The 16,104-nt window shown below is 56.9% G+C and carries 15 protein-coding genes; 14 read left to right on the forward strand and 1 reads right to left on the reverse strand.

Features of this window, described 5'->3' with window-relative positions; translation table 11 throughout:
* Window position 1 precedes the first annotated feature (1 nt).
* The 7 genes from P346_RS20055 to P346_RS20025 all read left to right on the forward strand — a co-directional run bounded on the left by P346_RS20055 (window position 2) and on the right by P346_RS20025 (window position 9,411).
* Complete coding sequence (locus tag P346_RS20055) at window positions 2–1,213, forward strand: diguanylate phosphodiesterase (RefSeq protein ID WP_032658295.1); 1,212 nt, start codon at window positions 2–4, stop codon at window positions 1,211–1,213.
* Between the two features lie 88 nt (window positions 1,214–1,301).
* Window positions 1,302–2,192 carry an aminoimidazole riboside kinase gene (locus P346_RS20050; RefSeq protein ID WP_032656956.1) on the forward strand — a complete coding sequence of 297 codons (891 nt, stop codon included), beginning with the start codon at window positions 1,302–1,304 and terminating at the stop codon, window positions 2,190–2,192.
* A gap of 173 nt (window positions 2,193–2,365) precedes the next feature.
* A complete protein-coding gene (locus tag P346_RS20045; protein ID WP_032656957.1) occupies window positions 2,366–3,883 on the forward strand; it encodes a carbohydrate porin in 1,518 nt (505 codons plus the stop codon).
* A gap of 66 nt (window positions 3,884–3,949) precedes the next feature.
* Window positions 3,950–5,320, forward strand: coding sequence for a sucrose-specific PTS transporter subunit IIBC (locus tag P346_RS20040; RefSeq protein ID WP_032656958.1), 1,371 nt, complete (start codon window positions 3,950–3,952; stop codon window positions 5,318–5,320).
* The gene (locus P346_RS20035) at window positions 5,320–6,726 is read left to right on the forward strand and encodes a sucrose-6-phosphate hydrolase (protein WP_032656959.1); all 1,407 of its coding nucleotides are present in this window, start codon (window positions 5,320–5,322) and stop codon (window positions 6,724–6,726) included. The genes P346_RS20040 and P346_RS20035 overlap by 1 nt, the downstream gene beginning before the upstream one ends.
* Window positions 6,727–6,754: 28 nt before the next feature.
* Window positions 6,755–7,771, forward strand: a complete 1,017-nt coding sequence (locus P346_RS20030) for a LacI family DNA-binding transcriptional regulator (RefSeq protein WP_029741322.1) — start codon at window positions 6,755–6,757, stop codon at window positions 7,769–7,771.
* Between the two features lie 89 nt (window positions 7,772–7,860).
* Window positions 7,861–9,411, forward strand: coding sequence for a methyl-accepting chemotaxis protein (locus P346_RS20025; protein ID WP_032656961.1), 1,551 nt, complete (start codon window positions 7,861–7,863; stop codon window positions 9,409–9,411).
* Window positions 9,412–9,792: 381 nt separating this feature from the next.
* Here P346_RS20025 and P346_RS20020 read toward each other — a convergent pair whose 3' ends face one another.
* On the reverse strand, window positions 9,793–10,584 hold the full coding sequence (locus P346_RS20020; protein WP_032656963.1) for a hypothetical protein: 792 nt from the start codon (window positions 10,582–10,584) through the stop codon (window positions 9,793–9,795).
* A 166-nt stretch (window positions 10,585–10,750) separates the two neighbouring features.
* Between P346_RS20020 and P346_RS20015 the strand changes: the two genes are divergently transcribed.
* From P346_RS20015 to dsbG, 7 genes are all read left to right on the forward strand, one after another.
* Entirely contained in the window at window positions 10,751–10,990 is a 240-nt protein-coding gene (locus P346_RS20015; RefSeq protein ID WP_032656965.1) for a hypothetical protein, read from the forward strand.
* 158 nt (window positions 10,991–11,148) lie between these two features.
* A complete protein-coding gene (locus tag P346_RS20010) occupies window positions 11,149–11,568 on the forward strand; it encodes a hypothetical protein (protein WP_032656966.1) in 420 nt (139 codons plus the stop codon).
* A 5-nt stretch (window positions 11,569–11,573) separates the two neighbouring features.
* On the forward strand, window positions 11,574–12,134 hold the full coding sequence (locus P346_RS20005; protein WP_084492141.1) for an RNA polymerase sigma factor: 561 nt from the start codon (window positions 11,574–11,576) through the stop codon (window positions 12,132–12,134).
* Window positions 12,135–12,221: 87 nt separating this feature from the next.
* Complete coding sequence (locus tag P346_RS20000; protein ID WP_032656971.1) at window positions 12,222–12,593, forward strand: hypothetical protein; 372 nt, start codon at window positions 12,222–12,224, stop codon at window positions 12,591–12,593.
* Window positions 12,594–12,640: 47 nt separating this feature from the next.
* A complete protein-coding gene (locus P346_RS19995) occupies window positions 12,641–14,665 on the forward strand; it encodes a protein-disulfide reductase DsbD family protein (protein WP_032656973.1) in 2,025 nt (674 codons plus the stop codon).
* A 7-nt stretch (window positions 14,666–14,672) separates the two neighbouring features.
* Window positions 14,673–15,284 (forward strand): DsbA family protein, encoded by a 612-nt coding sequence (locus P346_RS19990; RefSeq protein ID WP_032656974.1) that lies wholly within the window; start codon window positions 14,673–14,675, stop codon window positions 15,282–15,284.
* A gap of 41 nt (window positions 15,285–15,325) precedes the next feature.
* The gene (gene dsbG, locus P346_RS19985; protein WP_032656976.1) at window positions 15,326–16,084 is read left to right on the forward strand and encodes a thiol:disulfide interchange protein DsbG; all 759 of its coding nucleotides are present in this window, start codon (window positions 15,326–15,328) and stop codon (window positions 16,082–16,084) included.
* Window positions 16,085–16,104: the final 20 nt, after the last annotated feature.

Here is a 16,104-nt window from a genome sequence, read left to right on the forward strand (position 1 = left end):
TGTGCTGACGACTCTGATTTACCGAAGCCAGTTGAATTTATCCCGCCCCTCCACCGAGCTGCGGGAGCTGGTTGAGCGCGCCCGGATCCGCAATGCCAATCTGAATATCACCGGGGTTCTGCTTGCAAAGTGCAGTGACGTGCTGCAAATCCTCGAAGGGTCGGAAGAGAGCGTGCTTAAGCTGTTCCATAAAATCCGTGACGACAAGCGGCACAGTGGAGTGGTTGAACTGATGCGGGATTACGGTCCGCGCAGACGCTTCGAAAACGTCGGCATGCTGCTGTTCGATCTGCAAACGCAGTCGCCGAAAGAGGTGCTGCAGTCGGTCCTGCATTACAGCAAGCTGGACAGCTATCTCACCTCCGACGATCGGGTGTTCAAATTTATTCAGACGTTTATTATGGGCAAACGCCCGGCCCCGTCGGGCGCGCGCTATGTCCCTGAAAAATGGACGCTGTCACCCGAGGCGTTACCCTTTGGCGAACGCCTGGGGCTGATGGCCAACCAAATCTGCCAGTTTGCGCTCCAGCCCATCGTTGAGCCCTCCGAAGGGAAGATCAGCTCGCTGGAAGCCCTTATTCGCGGCAACGACGGCGGCAGCCCGGAACATTTCTTCAGCACCCTCGACCCGGACAAACTCTACGAAGTCGATCTCCAGACGAAAGCGTATGCCTTTGCGCTGGCGGAAAAGCTGGGCATTGGTAGCCATAAAATTGCGGTCAATCTGCTGCCGATGTCGCTGGTGAATGTCCCCGGCGCAGTGGAGTTTCTGGTCGATCAGATTAAAAAACATGGCCTTCAGCCGGAGCAGGTAGTCATTGAAGTGACGGAAAACGAGATGATCTCCGGCTTCAACCAGTTCAATAGCGCCATCAAGCAGCTTCGCGGTGAGGGCATTGGCCTCGCAATCGATGATTTTGGTTCCGGATATGCCGGTCTTTCGCTGCTGACCCGCTTCCAGCCGGATAAAATTAAAATAGACCGGGAGATAGTCAGCAATATCCACCTCAGCGGCCCGAAGCAGGCGATTGTGCGATCCATCGTCAGCTGTTGCTCCGATCTCGAAATTACCCTGGTGGCCGAAGGGATCGAGAAGATAGAGGAGTGGTGCTGGCTAGAGTCTGCCGGGATCCGCCGCTTCCAGGGCTTTCTGTTTGCCCGTCCGCAGCTTAATGGCGTCGGTGATATCCACTGGCCGCATCTGGTGCGTTAGCCAATTTTCCTCCCGCGTTATTTCCCCTTCGCCCTGCCTGTGCTTAAATAGCTAAAACGGTTTAATATTGTTTAGCTGCGAGGAGCACATGAAAAAAATCTGGGTACTTGGCGATGCAGTGGTAGATTTGCTGCCCGATGGAGAAGGCAGATTGCTGCAGTGTCCCGGCGGCGCACCGGCAAACGTTGCGGTCGGTATTGCCCGGCTGGGCGGCCAGAGCGCCTTTATCGGCAGGGTTGGCGACGATCCCTTCGGGCGCTTTATGGCGAAAACTCTCGCTGACGAAAAGGTTGACGTGAAGTCTATGCGCCTTGACCCGGCGCACCGCACCTCAACGGTGGTGGTCGATCTCGACGACCACGGCGAACGCTCGTTTACCTTTATGGTGCGCCCGAGCGCCGATCTGTTTCTGGAACCTGCCGATCTGCCGACGTTCAGCGCCGGGGAGTGGCTGCACGTCTGTTCCATCGCGTTAAGCGCAGAGCCGAGCCGTTCCGCGACGTTTGAGGCGATAGGCGCCATTCGCGAGGCGGGCGGCTACGTCAGCTTCGACCCCAATATTCGCCCGGACCTCTGGCCGGATGAGAACGAGCTGCGCCGCTGCCTGGAGCTGGCCCTGCAGAGCGCCGACGTGGTGAAACTCTCCGTCGAAGAGCTGGCGTTTTTAACAGGAAATGTAGATGTTAACGTCGGTCTGCATGCGCTGATGGCGCGCTGCCCGGCGCGTCTGGTGCTGGTCACCCAGGGAAAAGAGGGCGTCATCGCCTGGCATGACGGCGCCGTGAAGCACTATCCGGCAACCCCCGTTCAGTGCGTCGATACGACCGGCGCGGGCGATGCCTTCGTTGCCGGACTGCTCTACGGCCTGGCCGCCGGGCATGACCTGACGCCCGTCATCGCCTTAGCCCAGCGCTGCGGCGCATTAGCCACCACGGCCAAAGGGGCGATGGCCGCCTTGCCGTGGCAGCACGAACTGTAATTCTTTCCTCCACTGGCCGCCATCCGGCGGCCTGAATTGTCGCCTCGATCACACTTACTAAAACGGTTTAGCAAAAAAGATTGCCGATCCAAAATTCAGAGGTTTAGTATCAGTAACCTAAACCGGTTTAGCAATTTAGCACGTTTAATGACTTCTTTTAGGGATGCGACAAAATGTATAAAAAACGCAGACTTGCCGTGATGATAGGCATGCTGGCCGGAAGTACCTCTGTTTTTGCCCAAACGGATATGACAAGTATCGAAGCGCGTCTTGCCGCGATGGAGCAGCGCCTCCAGGCGGCGGAAACGCGTGCGCAGGTTGCTGAGAAGCGCGCCACCGATGCAGAACAAAAAACGCAGCAGCTGGTTGCCGCCCAGCAGCAGACGCAAACGACAGCCCAGGCGGTGGAGCAGCGCACCACCGCGCTGGAGAAGAAGGCGGATCAAAGCAGCGGGTTTGAGTTCCACGGCTACGCCCGTTCGGGCCTGCTGATGAACGATGCGGCCTCCAGCAGCAAAAGCGGTCCTTATCTGACCCCGGCCGGTGAAACCGGCGGTGCGGTAGGGCGTCTGGGTAACGAAGCCGACACCTACGTTGAGCTGAACCTGGAGCACAAGCAGATCCTGGACAACGGGGCCACCACGCGCTTCAAAGCGATGCTGGCCGACGGCCAGAGAACCTATAACGACTGGTCAGCCGATACCAGCGACCTCAATATTCGTCAGGCCTTCGCGGAGCTGGGCAATCTGCCTGATTTTACCGGCGCGCTGAAGGGCAGCACCTTCTGGGCGGGTAAACGCTTTGACCGCGACAACTTTGACATTCACTGGCTGGATTCCGACGTGGTGTTCCTCGCCGGTACCGGCGGCGGCGTCTACGACGTGAAATGGAACGATTCGCTGCGCAGCAACTTCTCGATCTACGGCCGCAACTTCGGCAGCGTGGAGCAGACCGACAATAACGTTCAGAACTATATCCTCAGCATGAACCACTTCGCCGGACCGTTCCAGCTGATGGTGAGCGGCCTGCGGGCGAAGGATAACGACGACCGTAAAGACACCAACGGCGATCTCATCAAAACTGACGCTGCGAATACCGGCGTTCATGCCCTGGTCGGGTTGCATAACGAGAGCTTCTACGGCCTGCGGGAAGGGACAGCCAAAACGGCGCTGCTGTACGGCCACGGGCTGGGTGCGGAAGTGAAAAGCATCGGCTCCGACGGCGCACTGCTGTCTGAGGCGGATACCTGGCGCTTCGCAAGTTACGGTGTCACGCCAATCGGCGCTGGCTGGAGCGTGGCGCCCGCCGTACTGGCGCAGAGCAGTAAAGATCGCTACGTCAAGGGCGACAGCTATGAGTGGGTAACGCTCAACACCCGCCTGATTAAAGAGGTGACGCAGAACTTCGCCCTGGCGTTTGAGGGAAGCTATCAGTACATGGATTTAAATCCGGAAGGCTATAAGGACCGCAACGCCGTTAACGGCAGTTTCTACAAGCTGACCTTTGCGCCGACGTTAAAAGCGAGCAAAATCGGCGATTTCTTCAGCCGTCCGGAGCTGCGTCTGTTTGCCACCTGGATGGACTGGAGCAGCAAACTGGATCATTACGCCAGCGATGATGCCTTTGGCAGCAGCGGCTTCAACGCCGGCGGGGAGTGGAACTTTGGGGTCCAGATGGAAACCTGGTTTTAACCCATCACGCTCCCGCCCGGCGGGAGCGTTTCGCACATCATAAAAAGAAGTCAGGCAGAGGTATCTATGGATTTTAATCAAATCGCCCGCGAGCTCATTCCGCTGCTCGGTGGCAAGGAAAATATCGCCAGCGCGGCGCACTGCGCAACGCGTCTTCGTCTGGTGCTGGTCGATGACGCGCTTGCCGATCAGCAGGCGATCGGCAAGGTCGACGGCGTAAAAGGCTGTTTTCGTAACGCCGGGCAGATGCAGGTGATTTTTGGCACGGGCGTGGTCAACAAGGTTTACGCCGCGTTTATTCAGGCTGCGGGGATTAGCGAGTCCAGCAAGTCTGAGGCCGCGGATCTGGCGGCGCGCAAGCTGAATCCGTTCCAGCGTATTGCCCGTCTGCTCTCCAATATCTTTGTCCCGATCATTCCCGCGATTGTGGCATCCGGCCTGCTGATGGGCCTGCTCGGCATGGTGAAAACCTACGGCTGGGTCAATGCGGATAACGCTCTCTACATCATGCTGGACATGTGCAGCTCCGCGGCGTTTATCATTCTGCCTATTCTGATTGGTTTTACCGCCGCGCGGGAATTTGGCGGCAACCCGTATCTCGGCGCGACGCTGGGCGGCATTCTGACGCACCCGGCGCTGACCAACGCCTGGGGCGTGGCCTCCGGCTTCCACACCATGAACTTCTTCGGCCTTGAGATCGCGATGATTGGCTATCAGGGCACGGTATTCCCGGTGCTGCTGGCCGTCTGGTTCATGAGCATCGTGGAGAAAAACCTGCGCCGCGCGATCCCGGACGCGTTAGACCTTATCCTTACGCCGTTCCTCACCGTCGTTATCTCCGGCTTTATCGCCTTGCTGATTATCGGCCCGGCGGGGCGCGCGCTGGGCGACGGCATCTCCTTTATCCTGAGTACGTTAATTGAACACGCGGGCTGGCTGGCCGGGCTGCTTTTCGGCGGGCTGTATTCGGTGATTGTGATCACCGGTATTCACCACAGCTTCCACGCGATCGAAGCCGGGCTGCTGGGCAACCCGTCGATTGGCGTGAACTTCCTGCTGCCTATCTGGGCCATGGCGAACGTGGCGCAGGGCGGTGCCTGTCTGGCGGTGTGGTTCAAAACCAAAGATGCCAAAATCAAAGCCATTACCTTACCGTCGGCATTCTCTGCAATGCTGGGCATCACCGAAGCGGCCATTTTTGGTATCAACCTTCGCTTTGTTAAGCCGTTTATCGCCGCGCTGATCGGCGGCGCGGTGGGCGGGGCCTGGGTGGTCTCAGTCCATGTCTACATGACCGCCGTTGGGTTAACCGCCATTCCGGGCATGGCCATCGTGCAGGCCAGCTCGCTGCTCAACTATATTATCGGTATGGTGATTGCCTTCGGCGTGGCGTTTACCGTCTCACTGCTGCTGAAATATAAAACGGACTCTGAATAATGACGTTACCTTCCCGCTGGCCTGCGATCCTGCAGGCCGTTATGAAAGGCCAGCCGCAGGCGCTGGCGGATAGTCACTATCCGCAGTGGCACCCCGCGCCGGCGACGGGGCTGATGAACGATCCCAACGGGTTTATCTGGTTTGCCGGCCGCTACCACCTGTTCTATCAGTGGAACCCGCTGGACTGCGAGCATCGGTTTAAATGCTGGGGGCACTGGAGCTCTGCGAACCTGGTGCACTGGCGGCACGAGCCGCTGGCGCTGATGCCCGATGAAGCGTATGACCGCAACGGCTGCTACTCCGGTAGCGCCGTGGATAACCTGGGCGTCCTGACCCTGTGCTACACCGGCAACGTCAAGTTTGATGACGGCAGCCGCACGGCCTGGCAGTGCCTCGCCGTGGAACAGCCGGACGGAACTTTTAAGAAGCTGGGGCCGGTGCTGGCCCTGCCGGAAGGCTACACCGGACACGTGCGCGACCCGAAGGTGTGGCAGCACGACGGGGAGTGGTACATGGTGCTCGGCGCGCAGGATGTGCAAAATCGCGGCAAGGTGCTGCTGTTTAAATCAGCCGATTTGCACGCCTGGACGTCCTGCGGGGAAATCGCCGGTCACGGGGTCAACGGCCTGACGGATGCGGGGTATATGTGGGAGTGTCCGGACCTGTTCGCGCTCGACGGAACGCACGTCCTGATCGGCTGTCCGCAGGGGCTGGCGCGCGAGCCGCATCGCTATCTCAACACCTATCCGGCTACCTGGATGAGCGGGGCGTTTGACTATGCAAGCGCCGCATTCGATCACGGCGATCTGCACGAGCTGGACGCGGGCTTTGAGTTTTACGCTCCGCAAACGACGCTGGCGGAAGACGGTCGACGCATTATGATCGGCTGGATGGGCGTGCCGGACGGGGAAGAGATGCTTCAGCCAACCCGGGCGCACGGCTGGATGCACCAGATGACCTGCCCACGTGAATTACGCTATCGCGACGGCAGGCTCTGGCAGACCCCGGCGCGCGAGCTGGCGGCGCTGCGCGAAGATGAGCAGCGCTGGCAGGGACGCGCCAGCGAGGCTCCAGGCCTGGACGCGACGCGCCTGGAGTTTGAGCTGAGCGCATCGCAGGTGAATGTCGATTTTGGCGGCGCGCTGCGTCTCACGGTCGATGAGCAGGGTATACGTCTCGAACGCGCGAGCCTGAAAACCGGTGAAACGTTGACCCGCTACTGGCAGGGCGACGTCAGCCATTTGCGCGTTCTGTGCGACCGCTCCAGCGTTGAAATTTTCATCAATCACGGTGAAGGGGTGATGAGCAGCCGCTATTTCCCTGACCATCCGGCCCGGGTGCGATTCGAAGGTGCGTCCGATATCACATTACGCTACTGGTCGCTGCGCGCCTGCATGATAGAATGAGGGTTTTGGCAGCCGGATCTAAGTCGTTGTGAGAAAAACAAAACGCGTCACCATTAAAGACATCGCGGAGCTGGCGGGTGTGTCAAAAGCCACCGCCAGCCTAGTCCTGAACGGGCGCAGCAAAGAGCTTCGCGTGGCGGAAGAGACGCGCGAGCGCGTGCTGGCGATTGCAAAAGAACACCACTATCAGCCCAGCATTCACGCCCGGTCGCTGCGCGATAACCGCAGCCACACCGTTGGTCTGGTGGTTCCGGAGATCACCAACTACGGTTTTGCCGTGTTTTCTCACGAGCTGGAGACGCTGTGCCGCGAGGCGGGTGTTCAACTGTTGATCTCCTGTAGCGATGAAAACCCGGGCCAGGAGACGGTGGTGGTGAACAACATGGTGGCGCGCCAGGTGGACGGGCTGATTGTTGCCTCCAGCATGCTTAACGATGCGGACTACCACAAGCTGAGCGAGCAGCTGCCCGTTGTTCTGTTTGACCGCCACATCAACGACAGCGCGCTGCCGCTGGTCATCACCGATTCCATTACCCCAACGGCGGAACTGGTGGCCGACATTGCGCGCCAGCATCCTGATGAATTCTATTTTCTCGGCGGCCAGCCGCGCCTTTCTCCGACGCGCGATCGTCTGGAAGGGTTTAAGCAAGGTCTTCGAGAGGCCGGCGTGGAGCTACGCCCCGAGTGGATCATTCACGGCAACTATCACCCGAGCTCCGGGTACGAGATGTTTGCTGAACTCTGCGCCCGTCTGGGTCGTCCGCCGAAAGCGCTTTTCGCCGCCGCCTGCGGGCTGCTGGAAGGGGTGCTGCGCTATATGGGCCAGCACAACCTGTTGCAAAGTGATATTAGGTTAGCCAGTTTTGACGATCATTATCTCTACGATTCGCTGACGATCCCCGTGGATACCATTCGCCAGGATAACCGTCAGCTGGCGTGGCACTGCTTTGATTTGATTAGCAAATTAATCGAAGGGGAGACGCCGCAGCCGTTGCAGCGCAAGCTTAATGCCACCCTCCAGCGACGCTATAAGCCAGCGAAATAGCCCGGTTCGATACTTCAATAACTTTAATTAATTTAAGTTTTGGAATGGCCGATAACCATAAGGAATAATTCTCCTTGAGGTATTGGTTTATGTCGTTGAAAAAGTCGTCCCTGATCGTCCTGTTCTCGCTGCTTTTCTTCTTTGTTGCCAGCACTGTGACCAGCGTTGGCCTCATCATTAAAAGTAATAATTCCCTGGATAACGTCAACAAAGAGATCCAGGTTGTGCTGTCCATTATTGACCCGATCAACCACAGCCGTACGCTGCGCGTGCGGGTGATGGAGTATGTGAAGATGGTGGAAGCGGGCAGCTCGGCGGACGGGGCTGCAAAGCTAACCGCCGTGAAAGAGGCGCTGACCAAAGCGGACCACGCCTTTGCGGCCTTTATGGCTTCGCCGCGTCTGACGGATGAAGCGCCGCTGGTGACTGCCTATCAGGATGCCTGGCAAAACTACCGCAACCAGGGGCTGGCGCCGCTGATCGATGCCGCCGAGGCGCACGATGTCGCCAAATTTAACGCGCTGATCCCGGAAGTCTCTCGCCTCGACCGTCAGTACGAGATCGTTCTCGACCAGGTCCTTTCCGTCCACCAGAAATACGCCAAAAGCCTGAACGAAGATGCGAGCAGTAACTTCGTCTCTGGCCTGGCGATCGTTGCCGCTATCGCCTGCCTGTTTGTGGTGGTGATTGTCGCCGTCAGCCTGCTGATGAAGCGCTTTGTCTTTGCGCCGGTAAACCTGGCGCGCGAGCACTGCAGCCAGATTGCGGCAGGCAAGCTGGACGTTCCGGTACCGGTCAAGGGGAGCGCACATAACGAAATCGATCATCTCATGAGCTCGATGGAGCAGATGCGTCAGGCGCTGCTGGCGACCATCGCCCAGGTGCGCGATGCGAGCCATACCGTAACGCACGCGGCGCAGGAGATTGCCTCCGGGAATATCGACCTGGCGTCACGTACCGAACAGCAGGCTTCCGCGTTGACCCAGACGGCGGCCAGCATGGAAGAGCTGAGCGCGACGGTGGCGAACAATACCGACAACGTTTACCAGGCCGGTAAACTGGTACAGGATGCGGTGAAAAATGCCCACACCGGTGAAGCGGTGACCCGTGAAGTGATCGACACGATGAATACCATCGCGGCGAACTCGAAGCGCATCGAAGATATTACCAGCGTGATTAACAGCATCGCCTTCCAGACCAATATTCTGGCGCTGAACGCGGCGGTTGAAGCGGCGCGCGCCGGTACGCAAGGTCGCGGCTTTGCGGTCGTGGCCAGCGAAGTACGCACCCTGGCGCAGAAAAGCGCGGTTGCGGCTAAGGACATCGAGAGCCTGATTGCGCAGTCGGTCTCCAGCGTGAAAAACGGTGCGGAGCTGGTCAGCCGCTCGGGCGAGGTGATTGACTCGATTATTTCATCGGTGAACAAAGTGAATACGCTGATGGAGCAGATCTCCGTCGCCTCTGAAGAGCAGAGCCGCGGGATCAGTCAGGTCGGCCAGGCGGTGACCGAGATGGATGGCGTGACCCAGCAGAACGCCGCGCTGGTGCAGCAGTCCGCTGCGGCAGCGGCCTCGCTGGAAGAGCAGGCGCAGCAGCTTTCGCGGAGTATTTCGAGTTTTAGTTTGCCGGTGCAGGCTTGATTGTATGAGGGAGGCTCCGCAGGGGGCCTCGTCGTTAATTACTTCCACCACAATTCTTTTAATTCTGATAGTTTTCGGCGGTGTTTTTTACATTTTTAATGACCAACCTGCTTTTTTATTGGCTATGGAGCAAGGTAGCTATTGTCACATGTAGTGAACATTTCTGGTGGTCGGTAGGTCTTTTTATTAATCTTTTTTTCGAAATATTTTTTCTATATCGCTCTGTCTGAAATTACGTTCGAAACGAAAAACGCAAACCTAGATACCTCTAAAATACAAGAAGCTAAAACGGGTAGACTTACAGTAACAACACCCCCTTACAGAGGCATTTTCGAAAGCCACCTTCTATAAAAGTGGTTGAAGGTGGTCTTTTATTTTTCTCTATGTGGTCTGATTTTGCATTGATAATTTATAATTTACGACATGAGTGCTGGCACGATTGAATTGGTATAATGAAAACCCCCACAGAATGCTAGTGATGCAATAAATGTAAGATATCAGTCTTAGCATGTTTTTTCTGCTATTTACAGACTGGATTTCTTTTTCAATCCACCATTTATACGACAATCTATCATCAAGTAGTTTCGTGCATGCTATAAAGAACATTGAGTCTTTAGAGATTGAGTTCAGGGTACTTTTGCAATCCTCTTTACTATGAACGGTGGCGTTATCAATGGATCTGTTAAGTGATGTTATGATCAGCTTTTCTTTAGAAAGGTAATAACTAAATTCCTTGTAGTCGATTTTTACGAATCCATCTACAATCTGGGCTTGCTCAATCCATGCATAATTTCCCATGCCAAATATAACCAACCCCATCAAATAGGATAAGGTTAGTTTCTTTTTCGACATTTTTATGGTGATGTCTCCCCATGAACTGGTAAATAAAAACCATGATGGCTTTAACACCCCCTCATTTAGCCCTCTTTGTATTAGTCGTGCGTCGTTTAGGTTGGTGGTATTAATTCCATTGATGACTTTGAATAGTTGTATATCAAACCATGTATTATCAAGTTTTTTCATTCTTACATCTGAGTAGCCAATTGCCAAGTAGCGAAAGATAAATCTTAATAAATTAGATATTCCGTACGCTCTGTTGACAATTACTATAAACACAGCGCCATAGATAAAGTAAATGATAAAATCTTTATTTTTAAAAATATCAGACAACATTTTGGGGCCTCAAAATTATGTGGTAACTCATAAATCGGCAGTTGTTAGTAAAACTTTAATGCCTCGGGCAGTCTGTGGTTTATGAATTTTGTGCCATTTTATATAACCTTGCAGTATCATTACCTTATTATCATTGATCATGTTTGATAGAGGGGCAACAACGAAAATGGGAAAGCGCAAGGGTGCTCTGGTTTATGTCCTAACCGTCATTATATTTTTGCTTATTATTCCTGAGATCATTCTCAGTGCATGCACGTCCGAGCAACTTGGCCGTATTAGCGACTTCACCAGTTTAGGTGGCTTGTTAAATCCACTATTATCCTTGCTCATCTTCCTCGCACTGGTGTCGATCATACTGGCCGCCATCGCTATCGCATTCGTTAAGCGAATCTTTCGAAAAAAATGATGGCCTGTAGGAGACTCATAGCGTCCGCCAGCTGTAACTGCTATAAGTCCAAATTCGTTAGCACAAAAAAATTTATATTCCCCCCAGCAATATTTCCCTCCCTCATCCGTCTACCTCATCACAAGCCATAATCAGTTACTGTAAACGAGGTAAACACCATGAGAGATTTTGAAATGCACGGCAGAGGTCACGGGCGCGGATTCGGTCGCCACCGTATGGGCAAGGGCTTAGTCATCGGCGCGGTGATTTTCATCGTGCTCGGCCTGGTGGTGATGACCCTGTGGAATGCTTTGCTCCCGGCCATCCTCGGCGTTAAGGCCATCGGATTCTGGCAGGCGCTGGGCATTCTGGTGCTGAGCCGCATTCTGTTTGGCGGGTTAGGTTTCCGTCCGGGGATGTTTGGCGCGCATCGCCGGATGCACGAGCGCTGGATGAACATGACGCCCGAGCAGCGCGAGGCGTTTATTCAGCAGCGTCGCGAAGGGTTTGGTCGCCACGGCCGCGGCCACTGCGGCTGGCACGGTCATCGTGACGATAAGCGCGACGACGCCACGCCAAAAGCGCCGGAAGCAGAGTGAGCGAAATGAAAGCCGGGGAGGCGGGCGGATCCATGCTGATGTCGGCGCTCAATGCCTGCCGCGCCCGGCTGAAAGCCTTCATTCGCGGACGGACCTCCGTTCGCGATGATGCCGACGATATTTTGCAGGAAGTGACCTATCAGCTGATGAAAGTGGAGCAGCCGGTCGAAAACGTCGCCGCCTGGCTGTTTCGCGCGGCGCGTAACGAGATGACCGACCGGGCGCGTAAAAAGCGCGAGGTCTCACTCTCCGGCTATTTTACGGGCGAAGACGAAGAGGGTTTCCCGGAGGACGAGCTGGCCGAAACCCTGTTCGGCATGCCGCACACGCCGGAAGAGGAGTATCTCAAAACGCTGCTGTGGGAAGAGCTGGGGCAGGCGCTGTCTGAACTGTCGCCGCCGCAGCGCGAGGTATTTGAAAAGACCGAACTCCACGGCTACAGCATTAAAATGCTGGCTGAGGAGACCGGTGCCAGCGAGCAGGCGCTGCTATCCCGCAAGCACAAGGCGGTGCTGTTTCTCCGCACAAGGCTGCGCGACGTCTATGACGCGCTGACGGGCGAATAGCGGCGACAGACAAAACCTTACACTTCCGGCACTTGTAGATTCATCACTATCGTTTATGATCGGGGCGTCTTGTTACTCTGGAACGTTATGCGCAACCGTCAGCTCCTCGGAAAATGGCTTTTGATCGTCACCTGTCTCGCGATGGCGCTTTGCCTCGTGCAGCGTGCGGTGATGCTCAACCATTTTTTACAGGGACTGGATCCGCAAATTTCTCTGAGCGCAGATGCCCCGGCTCAAAGCAACAACACTGAACAGCCCGGCCCGTCGCCTTGTCAACTTGGCGCTCACTCGCTGCTTTGCGCGCAGCCGCTGTTCTTCGACGGCGCGCTGCCGGCCATTATCATCTTCTTCGCGCTGCTGCAGCTGTTTACGCAAGGGCGGACATTGGCTCCCGCGGAACAGCCCGTTCAGGCACCGCCTCCCCGAATACACCTTAAAAACTGCGTTTTCCGTGAATGAAAATCATCGTCCTCACACGATAATTTTCACTGTTCACGGAGTAAAACATGGTTAACCTCTTCAGGGGATTCGTCTTCCTGTGGCTGTCCTGCATCGGCATTGTCCATGCGGCGGACACAGGCTGGCTGGTTTCCCCACAAAACGATCACGCCCGCATCCGCTTTCAGGCGGAGAGGGAACAAACGCACGTTAAAGGCCTGCTCACCGTTGAGCTGAAGCCCGGCTGGAAGACCTACTGGCGATCGCCGGGCGAGGGCGGCGTCGCGCCAAAAATCAGCTGGCCGGAAGGCGTGACGGATAGCTGGTCCTGGCCGGTCCCGTCGCGCTTCGATATCTCCGGCATGACGACGCAGGGCTATCACGATAAGGTCACTATCCCGATTACGCTCGACGGGGTGAAGGGGGACGCGCTCGTCGGGACGCTCACGCTCTCGACGTGCAGTAACGTCTGCCTGCTGACGGACTACCCGCTGCATCTCGATTTTACCCAGCCGGTGGATGAGGGCTTCCGTAGCGAGTTCGAGCAGGCGATGCGCGCCGTGCCCGGTACGTCTGGCGTATCCGCAGATCTCTCCGCCTGGCTCTCTGGCGACAAGCTGGTGATTACCGGCACGACGGACGGGAAGTGGGATAATCCGGGGATCTACTTTGACCCGCTGGAGGGTGACATTCTTCCCGGCGAGCCGGTCATTAAACACGACGGCAATACCCTTCGGGTGACGGTACCCGTGACCGACGAATGGGGCGATAAACCCGCCTCGCTGGAAGGAAAGACGCTTTCGTTTGTACTGACCAGTGGCGGCAATGCTCAGCAAACCACCATGACCGTTGGCGCGACGCCCGTAGCGCCCTCTGCGCCTGAAGGGACGGGAAAAATGGTGCTCTTTGCGCTGCTGGGCGGGCTGATCCTCAACCTGATGCCCTGCGTGCTGCCGGTCATGGGCATGAAGCTTAACAGCATCCTGCAGGTGGGATCGGACAGGCGCGCGATCAGGCTGCGCTTTCTGGCCACCAGCGCCGGGATCCTCACCTCCTTTATGCTGCTGGCGGGGATGGTGACCGCGCTGAAGCTGGCCGGGGCGTCGCTGGGGTGGGGCATTCAGTTCCAGAACCCGTGGTTTATCGGCCTGATGGTCGCCGTCACCTTCCTGTTTGCGCTGAACCTGTTTGGCGCGTTTGAGATGCTGCTGCCTTCCGCCGCCACGGGACGGCTGGCTACGGCAGGAGGATCGGGGATTGGCGGCAGCTTCTGCGAAGGAATGTTCGCCACGCTGCTGGCCACGCCGTGCTCCGCGCCGTTCCTCGGTACCGCGGTCGCCTTTGCCCTTGGCGCACCGCTGCACTCCCTGTGGCTGATCTTCCTGATGCTCGGCGTGGGCATGAGCCTGCCGTGGCTGTTTGTCGCCCTGGTGCCGAAAACGGCCATGCTGCTGCCGAAACCCGGCCGCTGGATGAATACGCTAAAAGTCGTTCTGGGCCTGATGATGCTCGCCTCCAGCTTGTGGCTGGCGACATTGTTAAGCGTGCATCTGGGCGAGGCGGTCAGCCAGATTGTGATGCTGGTGCTGATCGCCGTCGCGCTGGCGCTGTTCGCGCTGAAGGGGCAAAAATCCTCCCCATTGTTTTGGATCGTTGTGATCGCGCTGTCGGCGCTCGGCGGGTATCAGGCGCGCGGGCTGCTTAACGCGCCGCCTGACGCTATGGCGCAGAATGCCGCTCAGACCATCCCGTGGCAGCCGCTCAGCGAGGAAGCCATCCAGCAGGCGCTGGCGCAGGGGAAACGGGTGTTTGTGGATATCTCGGCGGACTGGTGCGTGACCTGCAAAGTTAACGAGCATCGGGTGCTGAATCAGCCGGACGTTATTGCCGCGCTGCGCCAGCCGGACGTTGTGGCCCTGCGCGGAGACTGGAGCCAGCCGTCCGCGTTTATTGCGGATTTTCTGGCGAAGCGAAACCGCTACGCCATTCCGTTTAACGCGGTTTATGGCCCCGGTCTGCCCGAGGGGGAAATCCTCTCGCCGCTGCTGGACAAGCGCACCCTGGTCACCACCCTGAACAACGCAAAAGGCTAAACCTGTTATGAAAAAACTCCTTATTACGCTGCTGCTCCTGCTGGCCCCGGTTCAGGTGTTCGCTGCCCAGCCGCTGACGCCGGACCAGGAGCAGCGTGCGCAGAAGATCATCGCTGATTTCCTGTTTAACGATCCGAACTCCCCGCGCATCGGCGCGAAAAACCCCAAACTCATCCTGGTGGTGTTTACCGACTACAACTGCCCGTACTGTAAAAAATTCGATCCGTACCTGGAGAAGATCGTCGAAAAGCATCCGGACGTCGCGGTGGTCTTTAAGTTTTTACCTTTCCGCTCGGAAAGCTCGCTGACCGCCGCGCGGGATGCGTTAACGCTCTGGCGTCAGGAGCCCGGGCAGTTTATGAAGCTAAACCATGCCCTGATGGCGAAAAAGGGGTACCACGATGACGCCAGCATTCAGGAGGCGCAGAAGCGGGCGGGCGTGAGCGTTACGACGCCGGATGACGAGAGCATGCTGACGATCAAGCGCAGCCTGATCGTCGCGGAAAAAATGGGGATCCAGGGCACGCCCGCCACGCTCATCGGCGAAGGACTGCTGCCCGGCTGGGTGCCGTTTGAACAGTTCGACGAAATGGTCAGTGACGCACTGAAAAACCGCTAACCTGAAGGGGGCGTAATGCCCCCGACAAACCGGAGAGGGAAATGAAAAAATTACTGTTACTTTCAGCGCTGGCGACGTCAGGGCTGGTACAGGCCGCTGATGCCATACCGGAGGTGGTTAAGCAGTTCAGCGAGCAGCAGAACATTAAAATCATCAAGAAGCTGGATGCGCCCGGCGGCGCACCGGCCTGGCTTGGGCAGTATCAGGATATGGGCGTAACGCTCTTTTTAACCCCGGACGGCAAGCACGTCATCTCAGGCTATCTGTACGATGACAAAGGGAAAAACCTCAGCGAGGGCTATTTCCAGAAAGAGATCTACGCCCCGATGGGGCGCGAGATGTGGAAGAACCTCAACGCGGCGCATCCTCTGAAGGAAGGTGCGGATAACGCTCCGCGTAAGGTCTTTGTGTTTGCCGATCCGTTCTGTCCGTACTGCAAGCAGTTCTGGGCCGAAGCCCAGCCGTGGGTGAAGGCGGGCAAGGTTCAGCTCAACACGCTGCTGGTGGCGTTTCTCAACCCTAATAGCGGACGTAACGCCTCAGCGATTCTGAATGCGAAAGATCCGGTTTCGGCCTGGCGCGAATACGAGCTTTCCGGAGGGAAAAAATTGCCCAAGCCGGAAGGGGACGCATCCCGCGAAACGGTCGAGATCCTGCAGAAGCACCAGACGCTGATGGACAGCCTGGGCGCTAACGCTACGCCGGCCATTTACTATCTGAATGCGGAAAATGAGCTGCAGCAGGTGGTCGGTATGCCGGATGCGCAGCAGCTTGAGGCGATGTTCGGGCCGAAGCCGTAAAAAAATCAGGCAGAAACGGG

It is taken from the genome of Enterobacter sp. DC1, assembly GCF_000568075.1.
Lineage (GTDB): Bacteria > Pseudomonadota > Gammaproteobacteria > Enterobacterales > Enterobacteriaceae > Enterobacter > Enterobacter asburiae.